Below are 20,168 nucleotides of genomic sequence, written 5' to 3'. Positions count from 1 at the left end.
CTCAAGCCGGAGCTCCGCCCAGGCTGCGCCACTCCGCCACCACGAACGGAGGAACCGGCAGCTCGGTGAACACCCCCGGCAGCCGCAGGCGCAGCGGCCGGTTCTGGCTCAGTTCCGCCAGCAGGGGGGCCAGATCGAATTCGGCGGCGGCGGAGCGGCCGTCGCCAGCCAGAGACGGGCTCTCCAGAGTCAAATCGCTCAGTTGCCACTGGAACGGGCCCGAGCGCACCAGCAGGGGGGTGGGGTGATCCAGGCGCACCTTGCCGGGGTAGCCCACCACCCGCAGACGCAGAGGCGCTCCGGGCGCACCGTCGCGGAAGGCCACCAACTGCCAGGCCTGATCATCGAGATCGCGCAGGCTCACCAGGCTGCGCAGCACCGGGCTGCCGGTTTCGCTGGGGTGCTCGTGAAGCTGCGCCAGCGCCGGGCTGGTGGGCGAGACCAGCAGGCAGCCCAGCACCAGCCCCAGGGCCAGCAGCAGCCGGCCGGCGCGGCGGATCAGCCGCCTCATGGTTCGCGCTCGGCGCCGGGGATTGGCTGCCAGTCGGTGTGGGTGGCCCAGAGGGCCCAGATCGCCATCGCCCGGAGGTAGTGGCAGGCCCGGAACGTGCCCACCGCCGTGATCGCCTCCGGAGTGCGGAACTGCAGCCCCCCCGCATACACCTGGCCCACCACGGCGCCGGTGATCGCCAGGGCGGTGTCGGTCTGGCCCATCAGGCGGTAGTAGGCCGCCAGGCCGAAATTGATGCCAGTCCACACCTCCAGTGGGTGGGTGCCCTTGGGGTCGAGCGGCGTGCCGTCGCGGCGCAGGCCGTTGGCCACCCCCAGGCGCCCGCCTTCGAAGCGCTCGAAGCAGGCCTCACGGATCGCCTTCAGCGAGGAGAGGGCCCGCTCGTCGCTCACCACCGGCGGCAGCCCCAGCAGGCGGGCGTAGAAATCGCCGCAAAGCTGGTCGGCCATCACCACCGGGGTGCCGCTGCCGGCATCGATCCGGTAGTACTCCCCGTTCCAGAGCAGCCGATCGAAATTCGCCCGTGACGGCTCCAGCCAGCTGCCGAACTCCCGCTGCTCGGCGCCGGTGTCGAGGCCGAGGTCGAGCTGCAGCCGCTGGGCCATCGCCAGGGCCGCCTCCAGCGCCGCGATCCAGAGGGCACCGCAGTAGGCGCTCACCCCCTGCAGGGGCCAGTCGTCGAAGGTCTGATCTGGTGCGCCGCCGTTGTCGGGCAGGCCGTCGTCGTTGATGTCGAACTGCTTGAGATAGCGAAGCGACTCCACCACCGCCGGCCAGCAGTCGGCCAGGAAGCGCAGATCTTCCCCCGATGGGGAGAGCCTGAACAGGCGCCACACCTGCAGCACGAAGTCGGAGGCCAGGTCCTTCCAGAGGTTGCAGTCCTGATACGCGGTGTAGTTGGTGGCATCGAAGGGCCGCTCATTCGGCGCGCCCAGGTCGTGGGGGGTGGCGCCGGCCACTTTCCGTGCCGCTTCTACCCGGCCCCGGCCCTGGGTGAAGTACCAGCCGATCGGCCGGGGGGTGGCATCGGCGGCGGGGATGGCGCGGGCGAAGCTGCGCAACACCGCCTTGTCCAGTTCGGGCCAGAGCTGCAGCAAGGCGAAGGAGCCGTACAGCCGCACGTCCAGGCTTTCGTACCAGGCGTAGTCGAGGCACTCCAGCACCCCGAAGCGGCCCACGGGATCGGTGGAGCTGGCGGCGGTCCAGAGGCTGCCGCCGCTGCAGAGGTCGTAGAGCTCGTTGAACAGGGCCATGCGCAGCGGCTCGGGCAGATCGCTGCGCTCCAGCACCGGCTTCTGCCAGGCCTCGATCGCGTCGCGCCACTGGCGCCAATCGCGCAGGGCCTCGGCGGCGATGGCGGCGGCGCTGCTGCCCGTGGCGCCGAAGAAATCCGTATAGCGGCGCAGGGCGGCCGTGCCCGTGGCGAAGGCGGTCACGGGTAGGTCCCAGCTGATCACCACCGGCAGCTCGATCTCGGCGCCTGGCTCCAGCCTCAGCCGCAGGGCGATGGAGGCGCTGGCCTGCTCGCAGCCGGTGCTGCGGCGATCGTTGTTGCTGTCGGGGATCGAGCCGTCGCGGCTGAAGGCCTCCCAGATCTCGCCGCCATCACCAGTGGGGTCCCAGCGGCTGCAGCGCATCACCTCCACCCCCTCGAGCTGGTCGGGCACCGCCAGGCACCACTGACCCTGCCCCTCGGCGATCGGCTGGCTGGGTGATCCCTCCAGCAGCACGCCCTTGAGGCCGGGTGCATCGATCCAGCGGTTGCGCTGGCCCACTCCCGCCCCGATGGCGGGCACGTAGTTGTGCTCCGGGCTGCCGTCATCGCGGAACTCCACGGCGGCGCTGGGGTCGGTGTTGGTGAACCAGCCCACGGTGTTGCGCCAGCTCAGCAGCAGCGAGAGATCCAGGGGCTTCTTGGTGGGGTTGGCCAGCCGCCAGCGGAACACCGCCACCGGATAGCTGGTGCGCTGGTAATCGCCGGGGAGGATCGGGCTGAAGGCCTCGCAACTCGCCTCGGCGCGGAAGTCGGCCTGGTAGTCGAACCAGTGCAGTGGGTAGCGGGCGGCGTAACTGCCGGCTGTACCGCTGCCTGTCTCCGTGCTGCTGGTGTCGCCCTCCAGCCACTGCCAGCGCCCCAGGGGACGCACGCCGGCCTCCGGCCGCGAGTCGTCGCGCTCCGGCGCCAGGGCCAGGGCCCGTGCCCGGCTGCTGCTGCCGTCGCGCTCGTAGAGGGCGAACTGGCAGTCGGGCAGGACCCCGAACCAGTGCTCACCGCCATCGAGGTGCCAGAGGTTGAAGTTGCCGTCGGGGCCGCGGCCGATGCAGCCCGCCCCGAAGCCCCCGAGGGGAGCGCCGTGGTTGGGGCCGTCGTCGAGGTTGCTGGCGTAGCGCACCGTGTAGGGAGCCTCCCAGCCCTGGCCGATCGGCCGCTGCCAGCTGGCGGGAGGGGCCTGAGCGGGCCGTCCGGCGCCGGGGCCGCGCAGCAGCGAGGAGAGGGCGGACAGGCCGAACGGAGCCATGGTGCTCATCGAGATGGGGCCAGCTTGTCAGAGCTGGCCGGCACTGCTGGTGGCGGAGGGAGTCAGTCATCGCCCTTGGCTGGCGCCGGAAACCCGCCGTTCACGTCCTGGTCGACCAGGGCATCGAGGGTGACGGCGGAGCGCACCAGGGCCTGGTAGCGCTGCACGACGCGCCGGTTGCGCTCGATCCAGTTGCCGGGGTCGCCGCTGGGCAGGGCGGTGCCGTCGCCGGCGAGAAGTTCGAGATCCTTCTGCTGGGCCAGCAGGGTGAGCACTAGCTCGTGGATGCGCTGGCGGCGGTCGCTCATCGCAGGGTGGTGGACACTCGAGGGGCCATCCTCGCGCCCAGGGCCAGGGTTTGCAGTTCGCGTTCGAGATTCGGCGAGAAGCCGGCATCAAGGCTCTCCGATCAACGGCCGACCGCCACCGGTTGTCGATGCGCGATTGCGCTGCCGTAGAGCGCGAGGTACTCGGCGTAGTTGTCCCAGCTGATCGCCGGGATAGCCGAGCTTGCTGGGTGCCGGCCTGGCGATCCAACGCAGGCAAAGGCCTGCTGGATTGGCTTCCAGGGTGGAGCTCTGCTCCAGGATGAAGCTCAGGCCGAGGGATGAGAGGAACCAGCCGCCGTAACCATGGGGGGCATTGTGGAGGGTTCCAGCCAGCCCGGTGGCAGCTTATGGGGGTTTATGGCTCAGCCATAATTAAAAGACTGGCGTAAACCCCCCAAAACCTTGGCCGAGGTCTTCCACCGCCCCTATCTGAGGTGGGGGTCATGGGTCAGACAGGGCGTTCAAGGCGCTGCAGGCGCAGTTCACTCACCGAGGCGATGGCCTCGAAGTCGGCGTCGAAACTCACCAGCACCGCGTTGTGGTGCAGAGCCACGGTGGCCACCAGGAGGTCGAGGCTGAGCACCGTCCGGCCGATCTGGCGGCAGGCCTGGCCCAGGTCGATCGCCCGCTGCCACAGATCTGCCGGGGTGGGGAGCGTGGGCAAGGTGGCGAACTGGGCCTCCAGTTGGCGGGTCTCGTCCGGCCGGGCTGAACGGAGCAGCTCAAAGCGCACCGGTTCCGCCAGGTGGGCCTGAGGGTCCAGCACGAAGGGCGCGATGAACTGCTTGAGGGGGGCCGGGCTTCTGGTGCGGGTGAAATCGATCCAAAGGCTGGTGTCGAGCAGCAGGGTCATGGGGCGAACTCCTGGTCTCGCTGGCGCTCGTGCTCCTGGTCGGCCTCGTAGCTCTCCAGCTGCACGCCCCATTCGCCGCTGAGGAATCGCTGGGCGATCTGGGCGCGATGGCGCTGCTGCAGGGCCTCCTCCATCAGGCGGCGGATGGCGGGCCCCTTCTTGCGCTCGCCCGTGAGGGTCAGGATTTCGGCCATCTCAGTATCCGAAAGCTCAACAGTCACTTTCATGGTTTCGGCTTCCGCAAGTCGGACTCTGGAGTCAGCATGACAGGACTTGGCGTCGCTTGCCGACGGTCGTTCCTTGGATTCGCATGGCCGTCGAGGGCTCCAGGTCCACCGGTTCGGATCCTCAGACGGAATGGTTGCTCGAATTCCCCACAGGCCCGCTGGGATTCGGTCAAACCATTGTTGATGCACGCCAGCTGGAAATCCTCGCAACACCCTGGGGCTCCTTACGCGTGATCACGCCAACCCTCTTCGTGATGGATCGGCTGGCGGCCTTCTGCCACTGGGGTGATCGCCAATGTTGGGATCAGGCGCTGCTGGTGGTTCGGTGTCGCCCTGTGGACTGGGCGCAGCTTCAGGCATGGGCATCCAGGACAACGTTGGGCCCGGACTGCTGGAACTATTCCTAATCTCGCCCTATCCCGTCGAGGCCAGCCCATGGCGAGCGTGCAGGAGATCCGCCAGCGGCTGCGCGGCCAACGGATCGAGGCCTTGCGCAGCAGCATCGAGCCCCTGCTCGCCGGACGGACTGGAGCCCAGGTGTGGCTGTTCGGCTCCTTGGCTCGTGGCGACTGGGATGCCCGCTCTGATGTGGATCTGCTGGCGGTGGCGCCTTACCAGAGCGCCGCTGACCAGCTGGCCGATGACCTGCTGGGAGCAGGCCTGGCCGACGACGTGATCGGAATCAGCCAGGGCCGCTGGCTGGAGCGCCAACGGGGCGACGATCCCTGGTGGCGCGGCATCTGCCGCGATGCGATCCGCCTGCAACCGACCCAGAAGCCATGACAGCGAGGGAGGATTCCACGCCAAGGCCTGCTATCACTGCTCCCAGGCTGCCGAAAAGGCCCTCAAGGCGGTGTTGCTGGCCCTCGATCAGGAGCCGGAGCGAACCCACTCGATCGAGCGATTGCTCTGCGCCCTGGAGTTGCTTGGCATCGAGACAGCCCAGTTGCGCCAACTGCCGCTGAAACCTCTGCAGCGGATGACCACCGCCAGCCGCTAACCGGATGGCGATGAGGCGCCGGTGGATCTGTTCGACGAACGGGATGGGGCGCTGGCCTTGGAGGTGGCCAGGGCCGTGGTGGGCTTCGCGGACCGGCAGCTGGGAGAGCTTGTTCAGCCTGAATCCTCCTGAAGCGCCTGATCCGGGGCAGGTGAGCAGGGGCACGCCGGAGGACAGGGCGGTCACCGCTGTGGCGCCGGAGCCGTAGGGGCTGGTGTCGAGCAGCAGATCGGCAAGGGGGCAGGCCTGATCGAAGGCGGCGCTCTCCAGCTTGGGGCTGAACACCAGACGCTGGGGTTCCAGGCCAGCCGCCGCCAGCCGGGCGCGCAGGCGCTCCTCCACGCGGCGGCCCGCTCATGCCTGCGGTAGACGTTGTCGCCGATCACCCCGAGGCTGCCCACCTGAACCACGGTGAAGGGGGCGGGAGTGGGTGGCATCGCGGTTGACCCCTTTGGGTCGCTTGGCGTCATGCCTTCTCAGCGATCTGGAGCGGCAGGGTCTGATTCAGGCGTTTGAGTTCACCCATGAGCTCAGTTGGAAGACCCTCAAAGACTTTCTCTCCTCCCGTGGGGCCGTGGAGCTGTTTGGTTCCCGCGACACCACCCGAGAAGCCTTTGTCCAGGGATTGATCCGCGATGGCGACATCTGGATGGCGATGATTCGCCACCGCAACCTCAGCACCCACACTGACGATGAGGCCACCGTGCAGGAGATCGTGTCGGCGGTGACCAGTCGCTATCTGGACGCCTTCCAGGAGCTGGAAGCCTGGCTGGCAGAGCGGGCTGTTCAGCCATGACCTTGCAGATCTCTATGGCCAGCCACGGTTTGCCCGCCGCCGCCTTGGCGCAGATCTAGGCCACTCTGGACGCGTTCCCGGCGATCGAGCTGGCCACCCTCTATGGCTCGCGTGCCCTGGGCCGCCATCGGCCCGGCTCCGATATTGATCTCACCCTCTCCGGGGCCGATCTTGATGCCCTCACCCTGGCTCGCCTCGATCAGGCCCTCGATGATCTGTTGTTGCCCTGGCGCTTCGATCTGTCGCTGCGGGTATCGCTGCAATCCCCTGAGCTGATCGATCACATCGAGCGTGTTGGCCAGGTGCTCTACCGGCGAAATCCGGGAGGGGCGGTCGCTGCAGGATTCCCGATTCGGTCGAAGCCAGTCATCTGCTGATCACGGTCCAAACGATCCAGGGGGCGGAGGCATGGGGTCTCTCGATTCCTGCAGACTGCACGTCTCAAATCGGCTGACACTGGATCAACGGTTGAGGGAGCAGCATGGCTCCAATCGCAATGGGCACCCTGGGCAGCGAGCCGGCAGCTACCGAGCGCAGCGAGCCGGCAGCCAAGCAGCGCGGCGTGCTGGAGGTGATCGGTACCGACGCCGCCGGCGTGGCGGGCCTGACGCCCCGCAGCCTTGAGCTGCTGAGGGGCGCCAGGCTGGTGCTGGCGCCGACGCGGCTGCTGGGGGACCTCGCCCCCTGGTGGCAGCAGGAGCTGGCGGCCGGCCGGGTGCCGGCGGGATCGGAAACCCCCGAGCTCCTGGCCAGCGACAGGCCTGAGCTGATCATCGGGCCCCTGGAGGAGTCCCTGGCGGCGGGCCGACCGGCGGTGCTGCTGGCCAGCGGCGATCCCCTCTGGTTCGGCATCGGCCGGCTGCTGCTGCAGCATGTCCGCCCGGATCAGCTGCGCTTTCATCCGGCCCCGAGCTCCCTGCAGCTGGCCTTCGCGCGCCTTGGCCGCCCCTGGCAGGACGCCGCCTGGGTGAGCCTGCATGGCCGCGATCCAGAACCGTTGGCGGCGGCGCTGCAGAAACGACCAGCGGCCCTGGCGGTGCTCACCGACCCCGGCCGCGGCGGCGCCGAGGAGGTGAGACGGATCCTTGCCGCCTCAGGCTTGGCAGCGGCCTACGGCTTCTGGCTGTGTGAGCGGCTGGGCCATCCGGCCGAGCGGGTGCAGCGTCTGGCGCCTGACGCACCGCTTCCCGCCGACTGCGATCCGCTGCACCTGGTGCTGCTGATCGCCGAGCCTCCGGCTCCCCCAGCCGATCCCGCGGCTCTGCCCCTGTTCGGCCTCGACGACGGCCTCTTCCTTCAGCACGACGACCGCCCGGGCCTGATGACCAAGCGGGAGGTGCGCATCCAGCTGCTGGCGGATCTAGAGCTGCCCGCTGCCGGCGTGCTCTGGGATGTGGGGGCCGGGGTGGGCTCAGTTGGGCTGGAAGCCCTGAGGCTGCGGCCGGCCCTTGCGCTCTGGGCCCTGGAGCGGCGCGGTGGCTCGGCGGCCCTGATCCGCGCCAATGCCGAGCGTCTCGGTGTCGAGCCGGCGGGGGTTCTCGAAGCTGACGCCCTCAGCGTTCTGGATGAGGACGGCCTTCCCGATCCCGACCGGGTGCTGCTCGGCGGTGGCGGCCGTCAGCGTCTGGCGCTGCTGGAGATCGTTCTGAGGCGCCTGCGGCCCCTCGGCCAGGTGGTGATTCCCCTGGCCACCCTCGAAGCACTCGCCCAGTTGCGCCCGCCGCTGGAGCGGGCGGGGCTGAGGGTCCAGGTGAGTCAGCTGCAGGCCTGGCGCGGCGCTCCCTTGGCCGAAGGCACACGCCTGGCCCCGCTCAATCCCGTGCTGGTGCTCAAGGGGCGCCGCGTCGATTGAGCCAGTGGATCGGCGCCGGGGTACCCACAGCAAAGCCAAGGCGGGCCGCCTCGCCGGCGTCCAGCTCCACCACCCCATCGGCGGGTTCCACCGGCCCGTAGCTGCGGCAGGGCAGACGCGGGCAGGGCTGGGCCGCGGCTTCGATGGCGATCACCTTGCCCTCGCGCAGAAAGATCATGTCGAGCGGGGTGATGGTCTGGTGCATCCAGAACCGTGCCGGCTCGGGTGGATCGAAGCGAAACCACATGCCCCGCAGGGGCCCCAGCGGCGGGCGTTGCATCAGGCCCAGGCTGTACTGGCGCTGGCCCCTGGGCACCTCCAGCTGGATGCAGCCGCCGGTTCCCTCCAGGCACCACTCCGCCTCCAGCGGCAGCACCTGGGGAGGGGCCTGCGCTCGACTCTCCGCGCCAAGGGCCCGGGGGGAGCCCAGGGCGAGGGCCCCCAGCACCAACCCCAGCGGCGCCAGCAGAGCTGCCTGCGCTGTTGGCAGCAGCCTGGAGTGGGTCATGGGGCTGGGCGCTCCGGGCGGGGGGCACGCTCGCACAGGCAGTAGCCCCGCCCGCGCACGGTGTGGATCAGGCGCCGCTCGCCGTTCTCTTCCAGCTTCTGGCGCAGATAACGCACGTACACCTCCACCACGTTGCTGGCGGCCCCCTGCTGGTCGTTCCACACCTCAGCGAGGATCTGCTCCCGGCTGAGCACCATCCCCGGCTGTCGCATCAGCGTGAGCAGCAACTGGTATTCGCGGGCGGTGAGCGCGAGGGGTCGCCGGCCCCGCCGCACCTCCCGGCTGGCAGGATCCAGGCTCAGGTCGGCGAGCTGCAGGGGGGGCATCTGGCCGCCGCCGCCAGCACGGTGATCACCGCGGATCTGCAGTAGCAGGCGCAGGCGCATCAGCAGGTCGCTGCCGCCGGCGCTGGAGAGCCAGAAGTCGTCGGCGCCGGAGCTGAAGCAGCGGGAGCGAGCCTCGACGCTGTCGCAGACCAGATCCAGCAGGATCGGCACGTTCTCCAGGATCATGCGCAGGGCCGGAATCGTGGCCACGCCATCGGCTCCTGACACCAGCACCGCCGCCGGCGGATCGGGCAGGGCACCCACCGGGGCTGTGCGGTAACCGGAGGCTTCCAGCCGCGGTGCCATCGCTTCGGCCTCCTCCCCCACCAGCAGGATCAGGGGCCCACTCATGGACGCGCACCGGCACCGGGGCCGTCGCGGCCGCCGAACTCGCCGTTGTCGGGCTTGGCCACATGGGGCAGTCCCCAGCCCAGCTTGTTGCGCAGCACCTGGAAGAACTCGTGGTCCTGTAGCCGCACGAAGCGGGCGGGGTGAGGGCTGCGGCGGATCAGCACCCGATCTTCCGGCCACACATAGCAGCCGGCGCTGCCGTCCACCACCATCATCAGCCGCTCGGGCGTGGCCGGAAACACCGTCACCGGCTCCTGGTCGCTGAACACCAGGGCGCGGGAGGCGAGGGAATGGGGGGCGATCGGGGTGAGCTGCAGCACCGGGCAGTCGGGGGTGATCACCGGCCCGCCGGCACTGAGGGCATAGGCGGTGGATCCGGTGGGGGTCGAGAGGATCACCCCATCGGCGGAGATGTCCACGGGCACATGGCGACCGATGGCGATCTCGAAATGGCACATGCTCGTGAGCGGTTCCCGGTGCAGAGCCATCTCGTTGAGGCAGAGCACTTCCCAGCGCCTCTGGTCGCCCCGCATCACGCTCACCACCAGCATCGTGCGCTCCTCCACGCTCCAGCGGTCGCTGAGGAGCTGCTCCATGGCCCCATCCAGCTCGCTGAGGTAGGCCTCGGCCAGAAAACCCAGGTGGCCGGTGTTGACCGTGAGGATCGGCACGCCGATCGGTGCGGTCTGGCGCGCGGCGGAGAGCACGGTGCCGTCGCCCCCCAGCACCACCGCCAGGCTCATCTCCGGGTGGAAGCTCTCGGGCACGCAGGCGCTGAAGCCGCGGCTGCGCAGGTGGTGGTCGGGATTGGCGAAACCCACCATCCCGCCTGAGCTGCTCACCCTGAGCACGCTGGTACCGGCCGCTTCAAAGCGGCTCTGGATCAGATCGGCCGTCTTGACGGCCAGATCCTTGCCGTCGTTGACGATCAGTCCGACGCAGGGCACCGGTCGGAGGCGAGAACCTGTTGAGTGTATGGGGAGCCTTCCTGCTGCGGCCCGTTTGACATCAGAACTGCTCCAGGAAGCGAAGATCGCTGGTGAACAGCCGGCGGATGTCGTCGATGCCGTGGCGCACCATGCAGAACCGCTCCACCCCCAGGCCAGCGGCAAAACCGCTCCAGCGCTCGGGATCCAGCCCCAGGCCCTCCAGCACCGCCGGATCCACCATTCCGCAGCCCATCACCTCCAGCCAGCGCCCCCGCCACTGCACATCCACCTCCGCCGACGGCTCTGTGAAGGGGAAGTAGCTGGCGCGGAAGCGCACCGGCAGATCACCGAAGAACTGCTGTAGGAACGTGGTGACGGTGCCCCGCAGGTGGCTGAAATCCAGCCCTTCATCGATGGCCAGCACTTCCACCTGGTGGAACACCGGCGAGTGGGTGGCATCCACCGCGTCGCGCCTGTACACCCGCCCGGGCGCCACGATCCGCACCGGCGGCGGGTTGCTCTCCAGGTGGCGGATCTGCACCGGTGAGGTGTGGGTGCGCAACAGGCGCTCACCGGGCAGATAGAAGGTGTCCTGCATGTCCCGCGCCGGGTGGTGCGGCGGGATGTTCAGGGCGGTGAAGTTGTAGTAGTCGGTTTCGGCCTCCGGCCCCTCCTCCACCCTGTAACCCAGCCCAGCAAAGATGTCGACGATCTCCTCGATCGTGCGGATCAGCGGGTGGCGGTGCCCCACCGGCACGTAGCGGCTGGGGGTTGTCACATCCAGCCGTTCCCCCGCCAGCTTCTCGGCCATGGCGGCGCCCCGCAGCCCCTCCAGCCGCTGGCCCAGCAACGCCTGCACCTGCTCCTTGAGCACGTTGGCCCGCTGACCCACCACGGGGCGCTCGGCCGCTTCCAGCTTGCCCATGGCCCCCAGCACCGCGGAGAGGCGGCCCTTCTTGCCCAGCAGCCCCACCCGCAGTCCCTCCAGCTCCGTGCTGCCGCTGGCGGCGGCGATGGAGGCCGCCGCTTCGGCTTCAAGGGCGTCGAGCTGGTCGGTGAGCTGCTGGAGGCTGATCGTGGCGCTCACGGATCGGGGGCGTTGGCTGTCGACTGTACGGAGCAAGCCTGCCTAAGTTGCCGCCAGCGCCCCTGCCCCTGCCGCTCCCGATGCCCAGCCTGCGGATCCTGATCAGCAACGACGACGGGGTATTCGCCGAGGGGATCCAGACCCTGGCGGCCGAGGCGGCGGGCCGTGGCCACACCGTCACGGTGGTCTGCCCCGACCAAGAGCGCTCCGCCACCGGCCATGGCCTCACCATGCAGACCCCCCTGCGGGCGGAGCGGGCCGACCGGCTCTTCGCCGCCGGGATCATCGCCTGGGCCTGCAGCGGCACCCCCTCCGACTGCGTCAAGCTGGCCCTCGGCCGGCTGCTCGATGCCCCGCCCGATCTGGTGCTCTCCGGCATCAACCACGGCCCGAACCTGGGCAGCGATGTCTTCTATTCCGGCACCGTTTCAGCGGCGATGGAGGGCACCCTCGAGGGGCTGCCCGCCCTGGCGGTGAGCAGTGCCTGCTTCGACTGGCGCCAGTTCGGCCCGGCCGCCACCCTCGCCCTCGATGTGGCGGAGGCGGCCATGGCCGGGGCCTGGCCGGAGGGGCTGCTGCTCAACCTCAACGTGCCGGCCCTGCCGATCGAGCGGATCGGTTCCCTGCGCTGGTGCCGCCCGGCGGTGCGCCGCTACCGCGATCAGTTCAATCAGCGCACCGATCCCCGCGGGCGCACCTATTACTGGCTGGCCGGTGAGGTGGTCGACGACCTTGAATCCGCCACCGCAGGCCCCCGCGACTGGCCCACCGATGTGGCCCAGATCCATGCCGGCGGCGCCGCCCTCACACCGCTGCAGCCGGAGCTGTTCTGGCGCGGTGGCCTCGATCAACTGCCGGTTCAGCTGGGGCGGTGAACCCGCTGCAGTAGCCAGAGGCTGATCCACAGGCCGATCAGGTGGGCGAACAGCACCTGGGTGTTGCTCAGCACCGAGAGCATCTCGAGTGAGGTGATCGGCAGCCCCATCAGGCCGCCGCGAGTGCCGGGCGGCACCGCCAGCTGCGCCCCGAAGAAGCCGGGCACCTGCATCGAGGCCTGCACGAACAGGCTGCCGGCCAGGGCCTGATACCCCACCGCCGCCAGGCTGAGCCCTGCCAGATCGGCCAGCACGCCCCGCTTGATCAGACGGCTGGTTTCGCCGCGGCCAGGACGGGCGGGGCTGGCCAGGGCCCGGCCGCAGCGCACCACCAGCCAGCTCTGCCACAGACACCAGAGCAAGACAAAAAAGGAAAGGGTGGTCAGGGACAGGCCAGGGCCGAGCCCGAGGGAGCGGGCACTGTTGGCCGCCAGGCGCCCGCCGATGTTGTTGAAGGCCAGCACGCCCACCACCACCACGCCGAGGCACAGCTGAGTCCAGAAGCGGATCCAGCCCACCCGGCGCAGGGCCGCTGACACCAGCTGGAGATCGAGGCGGTCAACCATCGGAGCGCAGAACCGTGATCAGAGCTCCTCAAACTTGCCATGGCCCGTAGTGGCGGCGGCTCCTTGGCTGGAACCCCCATGGAAGGATGGTTTCCAAGCCGGGCCCCGTCCGATTCCTTGATTCCCCTGCGCTCCCCCCAGGAGGCGACGCGGCCCACAGCCGTCGCCCTGGGCAGTTTCGATGGTCTGCACCAGGGGCACCGCCGGGTGATCGCCGCCGTCGCTGCCGCTCCCACACCCGGGCTTGTGCCCACGGTGGTGAGTTTCTGGCCCCATCCCCGGGAGCTGCTCTACGGCGAACCGCGCCTGCGCCTCGATCTCCCGGGCGAGAAGCTGGCGCTGCTGGAGCCCTACGGCATCCGGCAGCTGGTGCTGGTGCCCTTCACCCGCCAGCTCTCGCTGCTCAGCCCGGAGGCCTTCATCGAGCAGGTGCTGGTGGGGGAGCTCCAGGCTCGGGAGGTGGCGGTGGGCGAGAACTTCCGCTTCGGCCACGACCGAAGCGGCGACACCACCAGCCTGCGAGAGATCGGCGAACGCCATGGTCTACGTGTTCTCGTCTCCTCGATGCTCTGGGATGGCTCCGAGCGCATCAGCAGCAGCCGCATCCGCCGGGCCCTGGCGGCCGGTGCCATCGATGAGGCCAACCGCCTGCTGGAGCGCCCCTACCGCTTCAGCGGCCGGGTGGTGCGCGGCCGGGGGCTGGGCCGTCAGCTCAGCTGGCCCACGGCGAATCTGCAGGTGGACGGCCGCAAGTTTCTGCCCCAGGAGGGGGTCTATGCCGCCTGGGTGCGAACCACCTCACCCACCGATGGAGGCGGCGCGCTGCAGGCCTGCGGCACGACCATGGCGGCGGTGATGAACCTGGGTCCGCAGCCCACAGTGGATCCTCTGGCCCCTTCGGCGGTGGAGGTGCACCTGCTGGATCGGGACATCGAGCTGGTGGGCCGTGACCTTGAGGTGGAGCCGGTCCAGTTGCTGCGCCAGCAGCAACGCTTTGCCGGCCTGGAGGAACTCAGCCGCCAGATTGGTGTGGATGCGGCCCTGGCCCTCCGCTTGCTGGAGAGCCGCTCAGCCGGGGGGGTAGGCGTTGCTCAGACCCCAGCCGATGAAGGCAGCAATGCCCCCGAGCAGCAGAATTCCTGAGATCAGCACCAGCATCGGGCTGTCGCCACCGCCGAATTCCATTGCCGCCCTGCCCTGGAGTGGCCTTCACCTTACGCAGGTTCCGATCCCGTGAATGCCGCCCTGACGACACCTGAGCCGGCCGTGCTGCGCCTGCTGGACGCCAACCTCGACCGCGCCCGCGAGGGCCTGCGGGTGCTGGAAGACTGGTGCCGCTTCGGCCTCGACCGCCAGGATCTGGTGGCCCGGCTCAAGGACCTGCGCCAACGGCTGGGCCGCTGCCACCTGCCCGCCTACAAGGCTGCCCGCCACAGCGCCAGCGATGGGGGAGCGGGCCTGGCCCACCCCGCCCAGGCCAAGCGGCTTCAGCCGGTGCAGGTGGTGGCCGCCAATGCAGGCCGCGCCCAGGAGGCCCTGCGGGTCCTGGAGGAGTTCGGCCGCGCCGGTGATCCGCTGCTGGCCGCCGAGGCTGCCGCGATCCGTTATGCCCTCTATGACCTGGAGGTGGATCTGATCCGCGCCTGTGGAGCCGCCGCCGGCCGCCGCGAGCAACTGCTGCGCTGTCACCTCTATCTGATCACCAGCCCGTCGCCCCGTCTGCACGAGACCGTGGCCGCGGCCCTCGAGGCGGGGGTGCGCCTGGTGCAGTACCGGGCCAAGCAGGCCGACGACCTGGAGCGCTGGCGCGAGGCCCGCGCCCTGCGTCAGCTCTGCGCCAGTTATGGCGCCCTCTTTCTCGTCAATGACCGGGTGGACCTGGCCCTGGCGGTGGAGGCCGATGGGGTGCATCTGGGCCAGGGGGATCTGCCCCCGGCTCAAGCGCGTCGCCTGCTGGGCCCCGATCGCCTGATCGGTCGCAGCACCCAGCGCATCGAGCAGTTGCGCCAGGCGGTGGCTGAGGGCTGCGACTACGTGGGCGTTGGCCCCATCAACGCCACCCCTACCAAACCCGGCCGTGAGCCGGTGGGCCTGGCCTACGTGCGCGCGGCGGCGGCCGAGAGCCCGATTCCCTTTTTCGCCATCGGCGGGCTCGATCTCACCCGGCTGCCGCCGGTGCAGGCCGCAGGCGGCAGCCGGGTGGCGGTGGTGCGGGCCATCACCGAGGCGAGCGATCCGGGCGCGGCCAGCCGCCAGTTGCTCGCAGCCCTGGGGGAGGAGGCATGAGCGACCAGCAGGGGCCAGGCGCCAACCTCACGATCCAGCTCAACGGCGACGCCCGCAGCTGCCCGGCGGGCCTGCCGCTGCTGGAGGTGTTGCGCCACTTCGGCTACGAACCGCGGCTGGTGGTGGTGGAGTTCAACGGCGACATTCTGCCCCGCACGGCCTGGGCCGATCAGGCCGTTGGTGGGGACGCCGTACTTGAGGTGGTCACCATCGTGGGGGGTGGTTCCTAGATTCGCTGCACTTGCTTCGGGTGACACCTGTGTCCCCTCGTCCCTTCCCAATCGCTTTCGCCAGGATGCGCCGGCTTTCTCTGCTGGTTCTGATGCCGCTCCTGACCAGTGGCCTGCTGTTCTTCTCTTCGCCGGCCCCCAGCTGGGCCGCCCGCGGTGGTCGTATCGGTGGTGGAAGTTTTCGCTCGACCCCGTCCATGCCCCGCAGTTACAGCGGCGGTGGTGGCGGCTACCAGGGTGGCTATGGCGGTGGGGGTTATCGGGGTGGCTACGGCGGAGGGATCGGCTTCCCCTTCCTGATTCCCATCTTCGGCTTCGGGGGCGGCGGCCTGTTCGGCTTCCTGATCATGATGGCGATCGCCGGTTTCCTCGTGAACGCCCTGCGCGGCGGTGGCGGTGGCATGAGCAGTGGCGCCGGTTCCCTGGCGGCGGCCCCCCGCGCCGATGGGCCGGTGACCATCGCCCAGTTGCAGGTGGGTCTGCTGGCCTCAGCCCGCGAACTTCAGGATGATCTGCGCCGTCTGGCCGCCACCGCCGACACCACCGGCAGCAGCGGCCTGCAACGGCTGCTGCAGGAAACCAGCCTGTCGCTGCTGCGCCAGCCCGACCTCTGGGTCTACGCCAACAGCGAACTGGGCCAGGTGCCCTTCGCCAGCGCCGAATCCACCTTCAACCGGCTCTCGATGACCGAACGCAGCAAGCTGCGCAGTGAGGTCACCTCCAATGTGGGCGGGCGCCGCTTCCAGGATGAAGCCGCCGCCAGTGGCCCCACCGATGCCACCAGCGACTTCATCGCTGTCACCCTGCTGGTGGCCAGCCGTGGCCGCATCCCCCTCAAGACCGTCAGCACGGCCGATGATCTGCGCGATGGGCTCGGCGTGATCGGTGCGGTGTCCGCCGGTGATCTGATCGCCCTGGAGGTGATCTGGCAGCCCGAGGGCAAGGGAGAGGTGCTCAGCACTGAGGAGCTGCTGACGGCCTATCCGCTGCTGCAGCACCTCTGAGCGCCAGCAGGATGCGCAGGGCCGCCATGGCGGCCCCGTAACCGTTGTCGATGTTCACCACACTCAGCCCCGGGGCGCAGCTGGCCAACATTCCGTTGAGAGCAGCCACCCCGCCGGCGCTGACCCCATAGCCCACCGAGACAGGAACGCCGATCACCGGCTGGGGGAGCAGCCCAGCCAGCACTGTGGGCAGGGCGCCTTCCATGCCGGCGCAGGCGATCAGCACCCGGGCTCTTCGCAGCCGCGGCAGCTGCTCCAGCAGCCGGTGCAGACCGGCCACGCCCACGTCCACCACCAGCTCCGTGGTCACCCCATGGCAGCGCAGGGCCAGCTGGGCCTCGTGGGCCACGGGCAGGTCGCTGGTGCCGCCGCAGAGCACCTGCACCAGCCCCAGGGCTGGATCGGCGCTGGGCAGGATACCGCTGGTGAGCGCGCGGGCCTGGCGGTGATGCTCAAAGCCGGCGGCGATCTTGGGCCGCTCAAAGAGCAGCCGCTCCTCGATCGCCGCGGCTTTGTCGGCGCTCACCCTCGTCACCAGGGCGAGCTCGCCGGCCTGGTGCAGGCGGTCGAGGATCGCCGTGATCTGATCGACATCTTTGGTCTCACCCCAGACCGCTTCCAGCATCCCCAGCCGCTCGCGTCGCCCCAGATCCAGCCGCGCCAGGGGCTCACTGGGGTTCATTGGGGGATCAGCTCACCGCTGAAGAGCAGGGGGAAGGGATGGGGATCGCTGCGGCCGGTGCCCTGCTGCGCCAGCTGATCGAAGCGCTCCTGCACCCGCTCTACCTCGGCGGTGGCGATGCCCTGCCACTGGCGACGGCTGGCCCAGTGGATCAGTAGCACCCCCTCGTCGCTGGCGGCATCCCAGTAGATCCGTCGCTCAAGGAAGCCGCTCTGCGCCTGCAGCCAGGGCTCCCAGCTCTGCCGCTCCGCCTCCAGCCAGGCCTCCCGATCGGCGGCGGGCACCTTCAGGCGCAGGACCTCCACCACCACCTGCTGTTGGATCCCGTGTTGTTGGCTGCCGTCGCCATGAGCTCCGGCGTCCGCGGTGGGCGCCACACCCAGGAGCAAGGTCAACAGCAGCACCGCCAGAGCGCAGACCCTACCCATCCCCGCCTCCCCACGGCTCCAGCAGGGCCACGGCGTGGCAGGCGATCCCCTCCTCCCGTCCGGTGGGGCCCAGGGTCTCATTGGTGGTGGCCTTGATGCCCACCTGGTCTGGATTGAGCCCCATGCGCTGGGCGATGGCGGCGCGCATGGCGGCGATGTGGGGCCGCAGCTTCGGGCGCTCGGCGATCACCACCGTGTCCACATTCACCACCCGCCAGCCCCGCTGCCGCACCAGGGCCACCACCTGCTCCAGCAGCACCAGGCTGTCGGCACCGCGCCAGCGCTCGTCGTCGGGGGGGAAGTGCTGGCCGATGTCCCCCAGGCTGAGGGCCCCCAGCAGGGCATCCATCAGGGCGTGCACGAGCACATCGGCATCGCTGTGGCCATCGAGGCCGAGGCCGGCGGGGTGCTCCAGGGTGAGGCCCCCCAGGATCAAGGGACGCCCGGGCACCAGCCGGTGGATGTCGTAGCCGTTGCCGATCCGCATCTCGCTAGGCCTCTGCTGCAACAGCTGCTGCTGCTCCTGCCAGCGACGGTAGAGGTCGGGGCGGCGCTGTTTTGTGCGTTCCTGCTGCTGCTCGGCCCGCCAGCGGGCGATGGCGCCGTGATCGCCGCTGCGCAGCACGGGCGGCACCGCCAGGCCCCGGAACTCGGCCGGACGGGTGTAGTGGGGATGCTCCAGCAGCAGGGTGCTGTGGCTTTCCTCCAGCAGCGACTCGGCGCTGCCCACCGTGCCCGGCAGCAGCCGCACCACGCCATTGATCAGCGCCATCGCCGCCAGCTCGCCGCCGGTGAGCACGAAATCCCCCAGCGACACCTCCTCATCGGCGAGGCTGCGGATGCGCTCGTCGAAGCCTTCGTAGTGGCCGCAGAGCAGCACCAGCTGGTCGTGCTGCTGGGCCCAGCGCTGCAGGTCGGCCTGGCGCAGGGGCTGACCCTGGGGGCTGAGCAGCAGCACCCGTCGACGCTCCAACACGGGGATGGATTCGAAGGCCGCGAACACCGGCTCCGGCTTGAGCACCATGCCGGCGCCACCGCCGTAGGGCTGGTCATCGACCTTGCGGTAGCGGTCGCTGGCGTGATCGCGGGGGTTGTGGGTGTGCAGCTCGGCGATGCCGGCGTTGAAGGCCCGCCCGATCACCCCGAGACTGGTGAGGGGCGCAAACGACTCGGGAGCCAGGCTCACCACATCCAGCCGCATGGCCCTCAGCTCTCCGCAGGGGCCGGGCGGCTGACGCGGCGGATCTCCGAGCAGAAGCTGGCCTGCTCCGGCTGGCCGTCGGCTCCGTTGACGATCACGCTGCGCAGGCGCAGGTTCGGTTTGGTGAACCAGATCCGCTCGCGCTGCTCCAGGCCACTGCTGCTGATCACCAGCTCCAGGCTGCCATCGGGCCACAGCTGCCACTGGCCGATGCTGCCCTCGGCGCCCAGCAGACTGCCGCCGGCCTCGAAGTCAAGCTGGTGGGCCTGGCCATCGGGTGCCGTCACCTCCAGCCCCCCGAGGGAGCGGCCGGGGGCGGCCGGGCGCAGGCTCACCCCCAGGTCGCCGCGGTTGCTGTTGTGCCAGGCGTCGTCGTCACCGCTGGCGGCCATGGTGGCCTCCATCCGGCTGCGCAGCACCATCCACTGACCGGCGCAGAGGTCGAGAAAGGCTGGCAGGTCTTCGGGGGGGAAGGCGGGGCTGGAGCCGTTCACGGCGGGGGCGCACTCTGGCCCCCCATCCTCTCAGTCGCTGGATGAGGCCACTGAGGCGGCCATCATTCGCCCCGATAGCCCAGTTCCGCCAGCCGCGCCGGGTTACGCCGCCAGTTGGGCACCACTTTGACGAACAACTCCAGGTACACCGGTCCGTCGAAGACCTTCTGCATCTGGGCCCTGGCCCCGCTGCCGATCTCCTTGAGCATCTGACCGCGCTTGCCGATCAGGATTCCCTTCTGGCTGGAGCGCTCCACCAGCACCGTGGCCAGCACGGCGATGCGCTTGCCGTCTTCGACGATCCGCTCCACCTGCACCGCCACCGAGTGGGGCACCTCCTCGCGGGTGAGCGTCAGCACCTGCTCGCGGATCAGCTCCGCCAGCAGCAGCTGCTCGGGTTGATCGCTGACCGCATCCGGCGGGTAGAGATGGGGACCCAGGGGCAGGCGCGCCGCCAGGGCCTCCACCAGCTCAGGGCAGCCCGCGCCCGTGCTGGCACTGCAGGCCAGCAGCGGCCAGTCGCTGCGCCGCTGGCCGGGATCGGCGGGATCAGCCCGCTGATCAGAGAGCAGCAGCAGCTCCCGGTAGCTGGCCTCCAGCTCGGCGGCCCGCAGCGGATCCACCAGATCACTTTTGTTGAGGGCCACCAGCACCGGCGCCCGGCAGAAGCGCAGCAGCTCGACGATGAAGCCATCGCCGCGCCCCGCCGGCTCACTGCCATCCACCAGCAGCAGCACCACGTCCACTTCGCCGATGGCACTGCGGGCGCTCTTGACCAGGCGCTCCCCCAGCAGGTGGTGGGGCTTGTGGATGCCGGGGGTGTCCAGCAGCACCAGCTGGGCGCTGGCGGTGGTGAGGATCGCCCGCAGGCGGTTGCGGGTGGTCTGGGCCACCGGCGAGGTGATTGCCACCTTCTCGCCCACCAGGTGGTTGAGAAGGGTCGATTTGCCCACATTGGGGCGACCGATCAGGGCGACAAAGCCGGAGCGAAAGCCCTCGGGGGCCTGCGCCGGCAGGGCCAGAGGCAACGGCAGTGGCCGTTCGGCCCCCAGCGTCTGCTCTGGTTCGGTCTCGCTCAGGCCCGGCTTGTCCATAACCTCAACACTGCCAGCCC

At 69.7% G+C, this 20,168-nt stretch carries 26 protein-coding genes; 10 read left to right on the top strand and 16 right to left on the bottom strand.

Features of this window, described 5'->3' with window-relative positions; translation table 11 throughout:
• Window position 1 precedes the first annotated feature (1 nt).
• From KBY67_RS10045 to KBY67_RS10025, 5 genes are all read right to left on the bottom strand, one after another.
• On the bottom strand, window positions 2-511 hold the full coding sequence (locus tag KBY67_RS10045; protein ID WP_255110887.1) for a DUF3122 domain-containing protein: 510 nt from the start codon (window positions 509-511) through the stop codon (window positions 2-4).
• On the bottom strand, window positions 508-3,030 hold the full coding sequence (locus tag KBY67_RS10040; protein ID WP_255110908.1) for a GH116 family glycosyl hydrolase: 2,523 nt from the start codon (window positions 3,028-3,030) through the stop codon (window positions 508-510). The genes KBY67_RS10045 and KBY67_RS10040 overlap by 4 nt, the downstream gene beginning before the upstream one ends.
• Window positions 3,031-3,092: 62 nt before the next feature.
• Entirely contained in the window at window positions 3,093-3,338 is a 246-nt protein-coding gene (locus tag KBY67_RS10035; RefSeq protein ID WP_255110886.1) for a hypothetical protein, read from the bottom strand.
• A gap of 469 nt (window positions 3,339-3,807) precedes the next feature.
• Window positions 3,808-4,212 (bottom strand): PIN domain nuclease, encoded by a 405-nt coding sequence (locus KBY67_RS10030; RefSeq protein ID WP_255110885.1) that lies wholly within the window; start codon window positions 4,210-4,212, stop codon window positions 3,808-3,810.
• Window positions 4,209-4,406: a hypothetical protein gene (locus KBY67_RS10025; protein ID WP_255110884.1), complete on the bottom strand. Its 198-nt coding sequence runs from the start codon at window positions 4,404-4,406 to the stop codon at window positions 4,209-4,211. Before KBY67_RS10025 ends, KBY67_RS10030 begins: the two co-directional genes overlap by 4 nt.
• A 468-nt stretch (window positions 4,407-4,874) precedes the next feature.
• Between KBY67_RS10025 and KBY67_RS10020 the strand changes: the two genes are divergently transcribed.
• Both KBY67_RS10020 and KBY67_RS10015 read left to right on the top strand, forming a co-directional pair.
• Window positions 4,875-5,222, top strand: a complete 348-nt coding sequence (locus KBY67_RS10020) for a nucleotidyltransferase domain-containing protein (protein ID WP_255110883.1) — start codon at window positions 4,875-4,877, stop codon at window positions 5,220-5,222.
• Complete coding sequence (locus KBY67_RS10015) at window positions 5,188-5,439, top strand: HEPN domain-containing protein (RefSeq protein WP_255110882.1); 252 nt, start codon at window positions 5,188-5,190, stop codon at window positions 5,437-5,439. Before KBY67_RS10020 ends, KBY67_RS10015 begins: the two co-directional genes overlap by 35 nt.
• Before the next feature lie 182 nt (window positions 5,440-5,621).
• Here the strand turns inward: KBY67_RS10015 and KBY67_RS10010 are convergent, their stop codons facing one another.
• Window positions 5,622-5,876: a hypothetical protein gene (locus KBY67_RS10010; protein ID WP_255110881.1), complete on the bottom strand. Its 255-nt coding sequence runs from the start codon at window positions 5,874-5,876 to the stop codon at window positions 5,622-5,624.
• Window positions 5,877-5,899: 23 nt separating this feature from the next.
• Here KBY67_RS10010 and KBY67_RS10005 point away from each other — a divergent pair, with 23 nt between their 5' ends.
• The 3 genes from KBY67_RS10005 (at window position 5,900) to cbiE (ending at window position 8,087) form a co-directional block, all read left to right on the top strand.
• Window positions 5,900-6,235 (top strand): nucleotidyltransferase substrate binding protein, encoded by a 336-nt coding sequence (locus KBY67_RS10005; RefSeq protein WP_255110880.1) that lies wholly within the window; start codon window positions 5,900-5,902, stop codon window positions 6,233-6,235.
• Window positions 6,236-6,300: 65 nt separating this feature from the next.
• The gene (locus KBY67_RS10000; RefSeq protein WP_315855578.1) at window positions 6,301-6,612 is read left to right on the top strand and encodes a nucleotidyltransferase domain-containing protein; all 312 of its coding nucleotides are present in this window, start codon (window positions 6,301-6,303) and stop codon (window positions 6,610-6,612) included.
• Between the two features lie 185 nt (window positions 6,613-6,797).
• Complete coding sequence (gene cbiE, locus KBY67_RS09995) at window positions 6,798-8,087, top strand: precorrin-6y C5,15-methyltransferase (decarboxylating) subunit CbiE (RefSeq protein WP_255110906.1); 1,290 nt, start codon at window positions 6,798-6,800, stop codon at window positions 8,085-8,087.
• Here cbiE and KBY67_RS09990 read toward each other — a convergent pair.
• From KBY67_RS09990 to pheS, 4 genes are all read right to left on the bottom strand, one after another.
• A complete protein-coding gene (locus tag KBY67_RS09990; protein WP_255110879.1) occupies window positions 8,065-8,595 on the bottom strand; it encodes a DUF192 domain-containing protein in 531 nt (176 codons plus the stop codon). The genes cbiE and KBY67_RS09990 overlap by 23 nt on opposite strands.
• Complete coding sequence (locus KBY67_RS09985; protein WP_255110878.1) at window positions 8,592-9,272, bottom strand: winged-helix domain-containing protein; 681 nt, start codon at window positions 9,270-9,272, stop codon at window positions 8,592-8,594. The genes KBY67_RS09990 and KBY67_RS09985 overlap by 4 nt, the downstream gene beginning before the upstream one ends.
• Entirely contained in the window at window positions 9,269-10,219 is a 951-nt protein-coding gene (locus KBY67_RS09980) for an NAD(+) kinase (protein ID WP_255110877.1), read from the bottom strand. The genes KBY67_RS09985 and KBY67_RS09980 overlap by 4 nt, the downstream gene beginning before the upstream one ends.
• Before the next feature lie 61 nt (window positions 10,220-10,280).
• Window positions 10,281-11,288 carry a phenylalanine--tRNA ligase subunit alpha gene (pheS, locus tag KBY67_RS09975; RefSeq protein WP_255110876.1) on the bottom strand — a complete coding sequence of 336 codons (1,008 nt, stop codon included), beginning with the start codon at window positions 11,286-11,288 and terminating at the stop codon, window positions 10,281-10,283.
• Window positions 11,289-11,368: 80 nt separating this feature from the next.
• Here pheS and surE point away from each other — a divergent pair, with 80 nt between their 5' ends.
• Window positions 11,369-12,163 (top strand): 5'/3'-nucleotidase SurE, encoded by a 795-nt coding sequence (gene surE / locus KBY67_RS09970; RefSeq protein WP_255110875.1) that lies wholly within the window; start codon window positions 11,369-11,371, stop codon window positions 12,161-12,163.
• Here the strand turns inward: surE and KBY67_RS09965 are convergent.
• The gene (locus KBY67_RS09965; RefSeq protein WP_255110874.1) at window positions 12,148-12,729 is read right to left on the bottom strand and encodes a DUF3611 family protein; all 582 of its coding nucleotides are present in this window, start codon (window positions 12,727-12,729) and stop codon (window positions 12,148-12,150) included. The two genes, surE and KBY67_RS09965, sit on opposite strands and share 16 nt — an antisense overlap.
• Window positions 12,730-12,846: 117 nt before the next feature.
• Here KBY67_RS09965 and KBY67_RS09960 point away from each other — a divergent pair, with 117 nt between their 5' ends.
• The 4 genes from KBY67_RS09960 (at window position 12,847) to KBY67_RS09945 (ending at window position 16,249) form a co-directional block, all read left to right on the top strand.
• Entirely contained in the window at window positions 12,847-13,872 is a 1,026-nt protein-coding gene (locus KBY67_RS09960; RefSeq protein ID WP_315855576.1) for a bifunctional riboflavin kinase/FAD synthetase, read from the top strand.
• 90 nt (window positions 13,873-13,962) lie between these two features.
• Complete coding sequence (locus KBY67_RS09955) at window positions 13,963-15,015, top strand: thiamine phosphate synthase (RefSeq protein ID WP_255110873.1); 1,053 nt, start codon at window positions 13,963-13,965, stop codon at window positions 15,013-15,015.
• Window positions 15,012-15,245, top strand: a complete 234-nt coding sequence (gene thiS / locus KBY67_RS09950) for a sulfur carrier protein ThiS (RefSeq protein ID WP_255110872.1) — start codon at window positions 15,012-15,014, stop codon at window positions 15,243-15,245. Before KBY67_RS09955 ends, thiS begins: the two co-directional genes overlap by 4 nt.
• A gap of 65 nt (window positions 15,246-15,310) precedes the next feature.
• Window positions 15,311-16,249, top strand: a complete 939-nt coding sequence (locus KBY67_RS09945) for a DUF1517 domain-containing protein (protein ID WP_255110871.1) — start codon at window positions 15,311-15,313, stop codon at window positions 16,247-16,249.
• On the opposite strand, the gene larB is transcribed toward KBY67_RS09945, so the two are convergent.
• The 5 genes from larB to era form a co-directional block, all read right to left on the bottom strand.
• Window positions 16,200-16,931 carry a nickel pincer cofactor biosynthesis protein LarB gene (gene larB, locus KBY67_RS09940; RefSeq protein ID WP_255110870.1) on the bottom strand — a complete coding sequence of 244 codons (732 nt, stop codon included), beginning with the start codon at window positions 16,929-16,931 and terminating at the stop codon, window positions 16,200-16,202. The genes KBY67_RS09945 and larB overlap by 50 nt on opposite strands.
• The gene (locus KBY67_RS09935) at window positions 16,928-17,335 is read right to left on the bottom strand and encodes a TIGR03792 family protein (RefSeq protein ID WP_255110905.1); all 408 of its coding nucleotides are present in this window, start codon (window positions 17,333-17,335) and stop codon (window positions 16,928-16,930) included. The genes larB and KBY67_RS09935 overlap by 4 nt, the downstream gene beginning before the upstream one ends.
• Before the next feature lie 16 nt (window positions 17,336-17,351).
• The gene (gene trmD / locus KBY67_RS09930; RefSeq protein ID WP_255110904.1) at window positions 17,352-18,569 is read right to left on the bottom strand and encodes a tRNA (guanosine(37)-N1)-methyltransferase TrmD; all 1,218 of its coding nucleotides are present in this window, start codon (window positions 18,567-18,569) and stop codon (window positions 17,352-17,354) included.
• Complete coding sequence (locus KBY67_RS09925) at window positions 18,566-19,054, bottom strand: phycobiliprotein lyase (RefSeq protein ID WP_255110869.1); 489 nt, start codon at window positions 19,052-19,054, stop codon at window positions 18,566-18,568. Before KBY67_RS09925 ends, trmD begins: the two co-directional genes overlap by 4 nt.
• A gap of 62 nt (window positions 19,055-19,116) precedes the next feature.
• Window positions 19,117-20,148, bottom strand: a complete 1,032-nt coding sequence (gene era / locus KBY67_RS09920) for a GTPase Era (RefSeq protein WP_255110868.1) — start codon at window positions 20,146-20,148, stop codon at window positions 19,117-19,119.
• Window positions 20,149-20,168 lie beyond the last annotated feature (20 nt).

This window comes from Synechococcus sp. RedBA-s (genome assembly GCF_024345495.1).
Taxonomy (GTDB): domain Bacteria; phylum Cyanobacteriota; class Cyanobacteriia; order PCC-6307; family Cyanobiaceae; genus Regnicoccus_A.
The sequence above is the reverse complement of the archived record's forward strand: the minus strand, read 5'-3'. Positions and strand labels throughout refer to the sequence as shown.

What these genes read in the sequence shown, in the direction of transcription:
- KBY67_RS09945 (WP_255110871.1), top strand. Translation starts at nt 15,311, where the DNA reads ATGCGCCGGCTTTCTCTGCTGGTTCTGATGCCGCTCCTGACCAGTGGC.
- KBY67_RS10015 (WP_255110882.1), top strand. Translation starts at nt 5,188, where the DNA reads ATGCGATCCGCCTGCAACCGACCCAGAAGCCATGACAGCGAGGGAGGA.
- KBY67_RS10020 (WP_255110883.1), top strand. Translation starts at nt 4,875, where the DNA reads ATGGCGAGCGTGCAGGAGATCCGCCAGCGGCTGCGCGGCCAACGGATC.
- surE (WP_255110875.1), top strand. Translation starts at nt 11,369, where the DNA reads ATGCCCAGCCTGCGGATCCTGATCAGCAACGACGACGGGGTATTCGCC.
- KBY67_RS10025 (WP_255110884.1), bottom strand. Translation starts at nt 4,406, where the DNA reads ATGGCCGAAATCCTGACCCTCACGGGCGAGCGCAAGAAGGGGCCCGCC.
- KBY67_RS10010 (WP_255110881.1), bottom strand. Translation starts at nt 5,876, where the DNA reads ATGCCACCCACTCCCGCCCCCTTCACCGTGGTTCAGGTGGGCAGCCTC.
- era (WP_255110868.1), bottom strand. Translation starts at nt 20,148, where the DNA reads ATGGACAAGCCGGGCCTGAGCGAGACCGAACCAGAGCAGACGCTGGGG.
- thiS (WP_255110872.1), top strand. Translation starts at nt 15,012, where the DNA reads ATGAGCGACCAGCAGGGGCCAGGCGCCAACCTCACGATCCAGCTCAAC.
- KBY67_RS10040 (WP_255110908.1), bottom strand. Translation starts at nt 3,030, where the DNA reads ATGGCTCCGTTCGGCCTGTCCGCCCTCTCCTCGCTGCTGCGCGGCCCC.
- KBY67_RS09990 (WP_255110879.1), bottom strand. Translation starts at nt 8,595, where the DNA reads ATGACCCACTCCAGGCTGCTGCCAACAGCGCAGGCAGCTCTGCTGGCG.
- KBY67_RS09965 (WP_255110874.1), bottom strand. Translation starts at nt 12,729, where the DNA reads ATGGTTGACCGCCTCGATCTCCAGCTGGTGTCAGCGGCCCTGCGCCGG.
- KBY67_RS10035 (WP_255110886.1), bottom strand. Translation starts at nt 3,338, where the DNA reads ATGAGCGACCGCCGCCAGCGCATCCACGAGCTAGTGCTCACCCTGCTG.
- KBY67_RS09985 (WP_255110878.1), bottom strand. Translation starts at nt 9,272, where the DNA reads ATGAGTGGGCCCCTGATCCTGCTGGTGGGGGAGGAGGCCGAAGCGATG.
- KBY67_RS10030 (WP_255110885.1), bottom strand. Translation starts at nt 4,212, where the DNA reads ATGACCCTGCTGCTCGACACCAGCCTTTGGATCGATTTCACCCGCACC.
- KBY67_RS10045 (WP_255110887.1), bottom strand. Translation starts at nt 511, where the DNA reads ATGAGGCGGCTGATCCGCCGCGCCGGCCGGCTGCTGCTGGCCCTGGGG.
- larB (WP_255110870.1), bottom strand. Translation starts at nt 16,931, where the DNA reads ATGAACCCCAGTGAGCCCCTGGCGCGGCTGGATCTGGGGCGACGCGAG.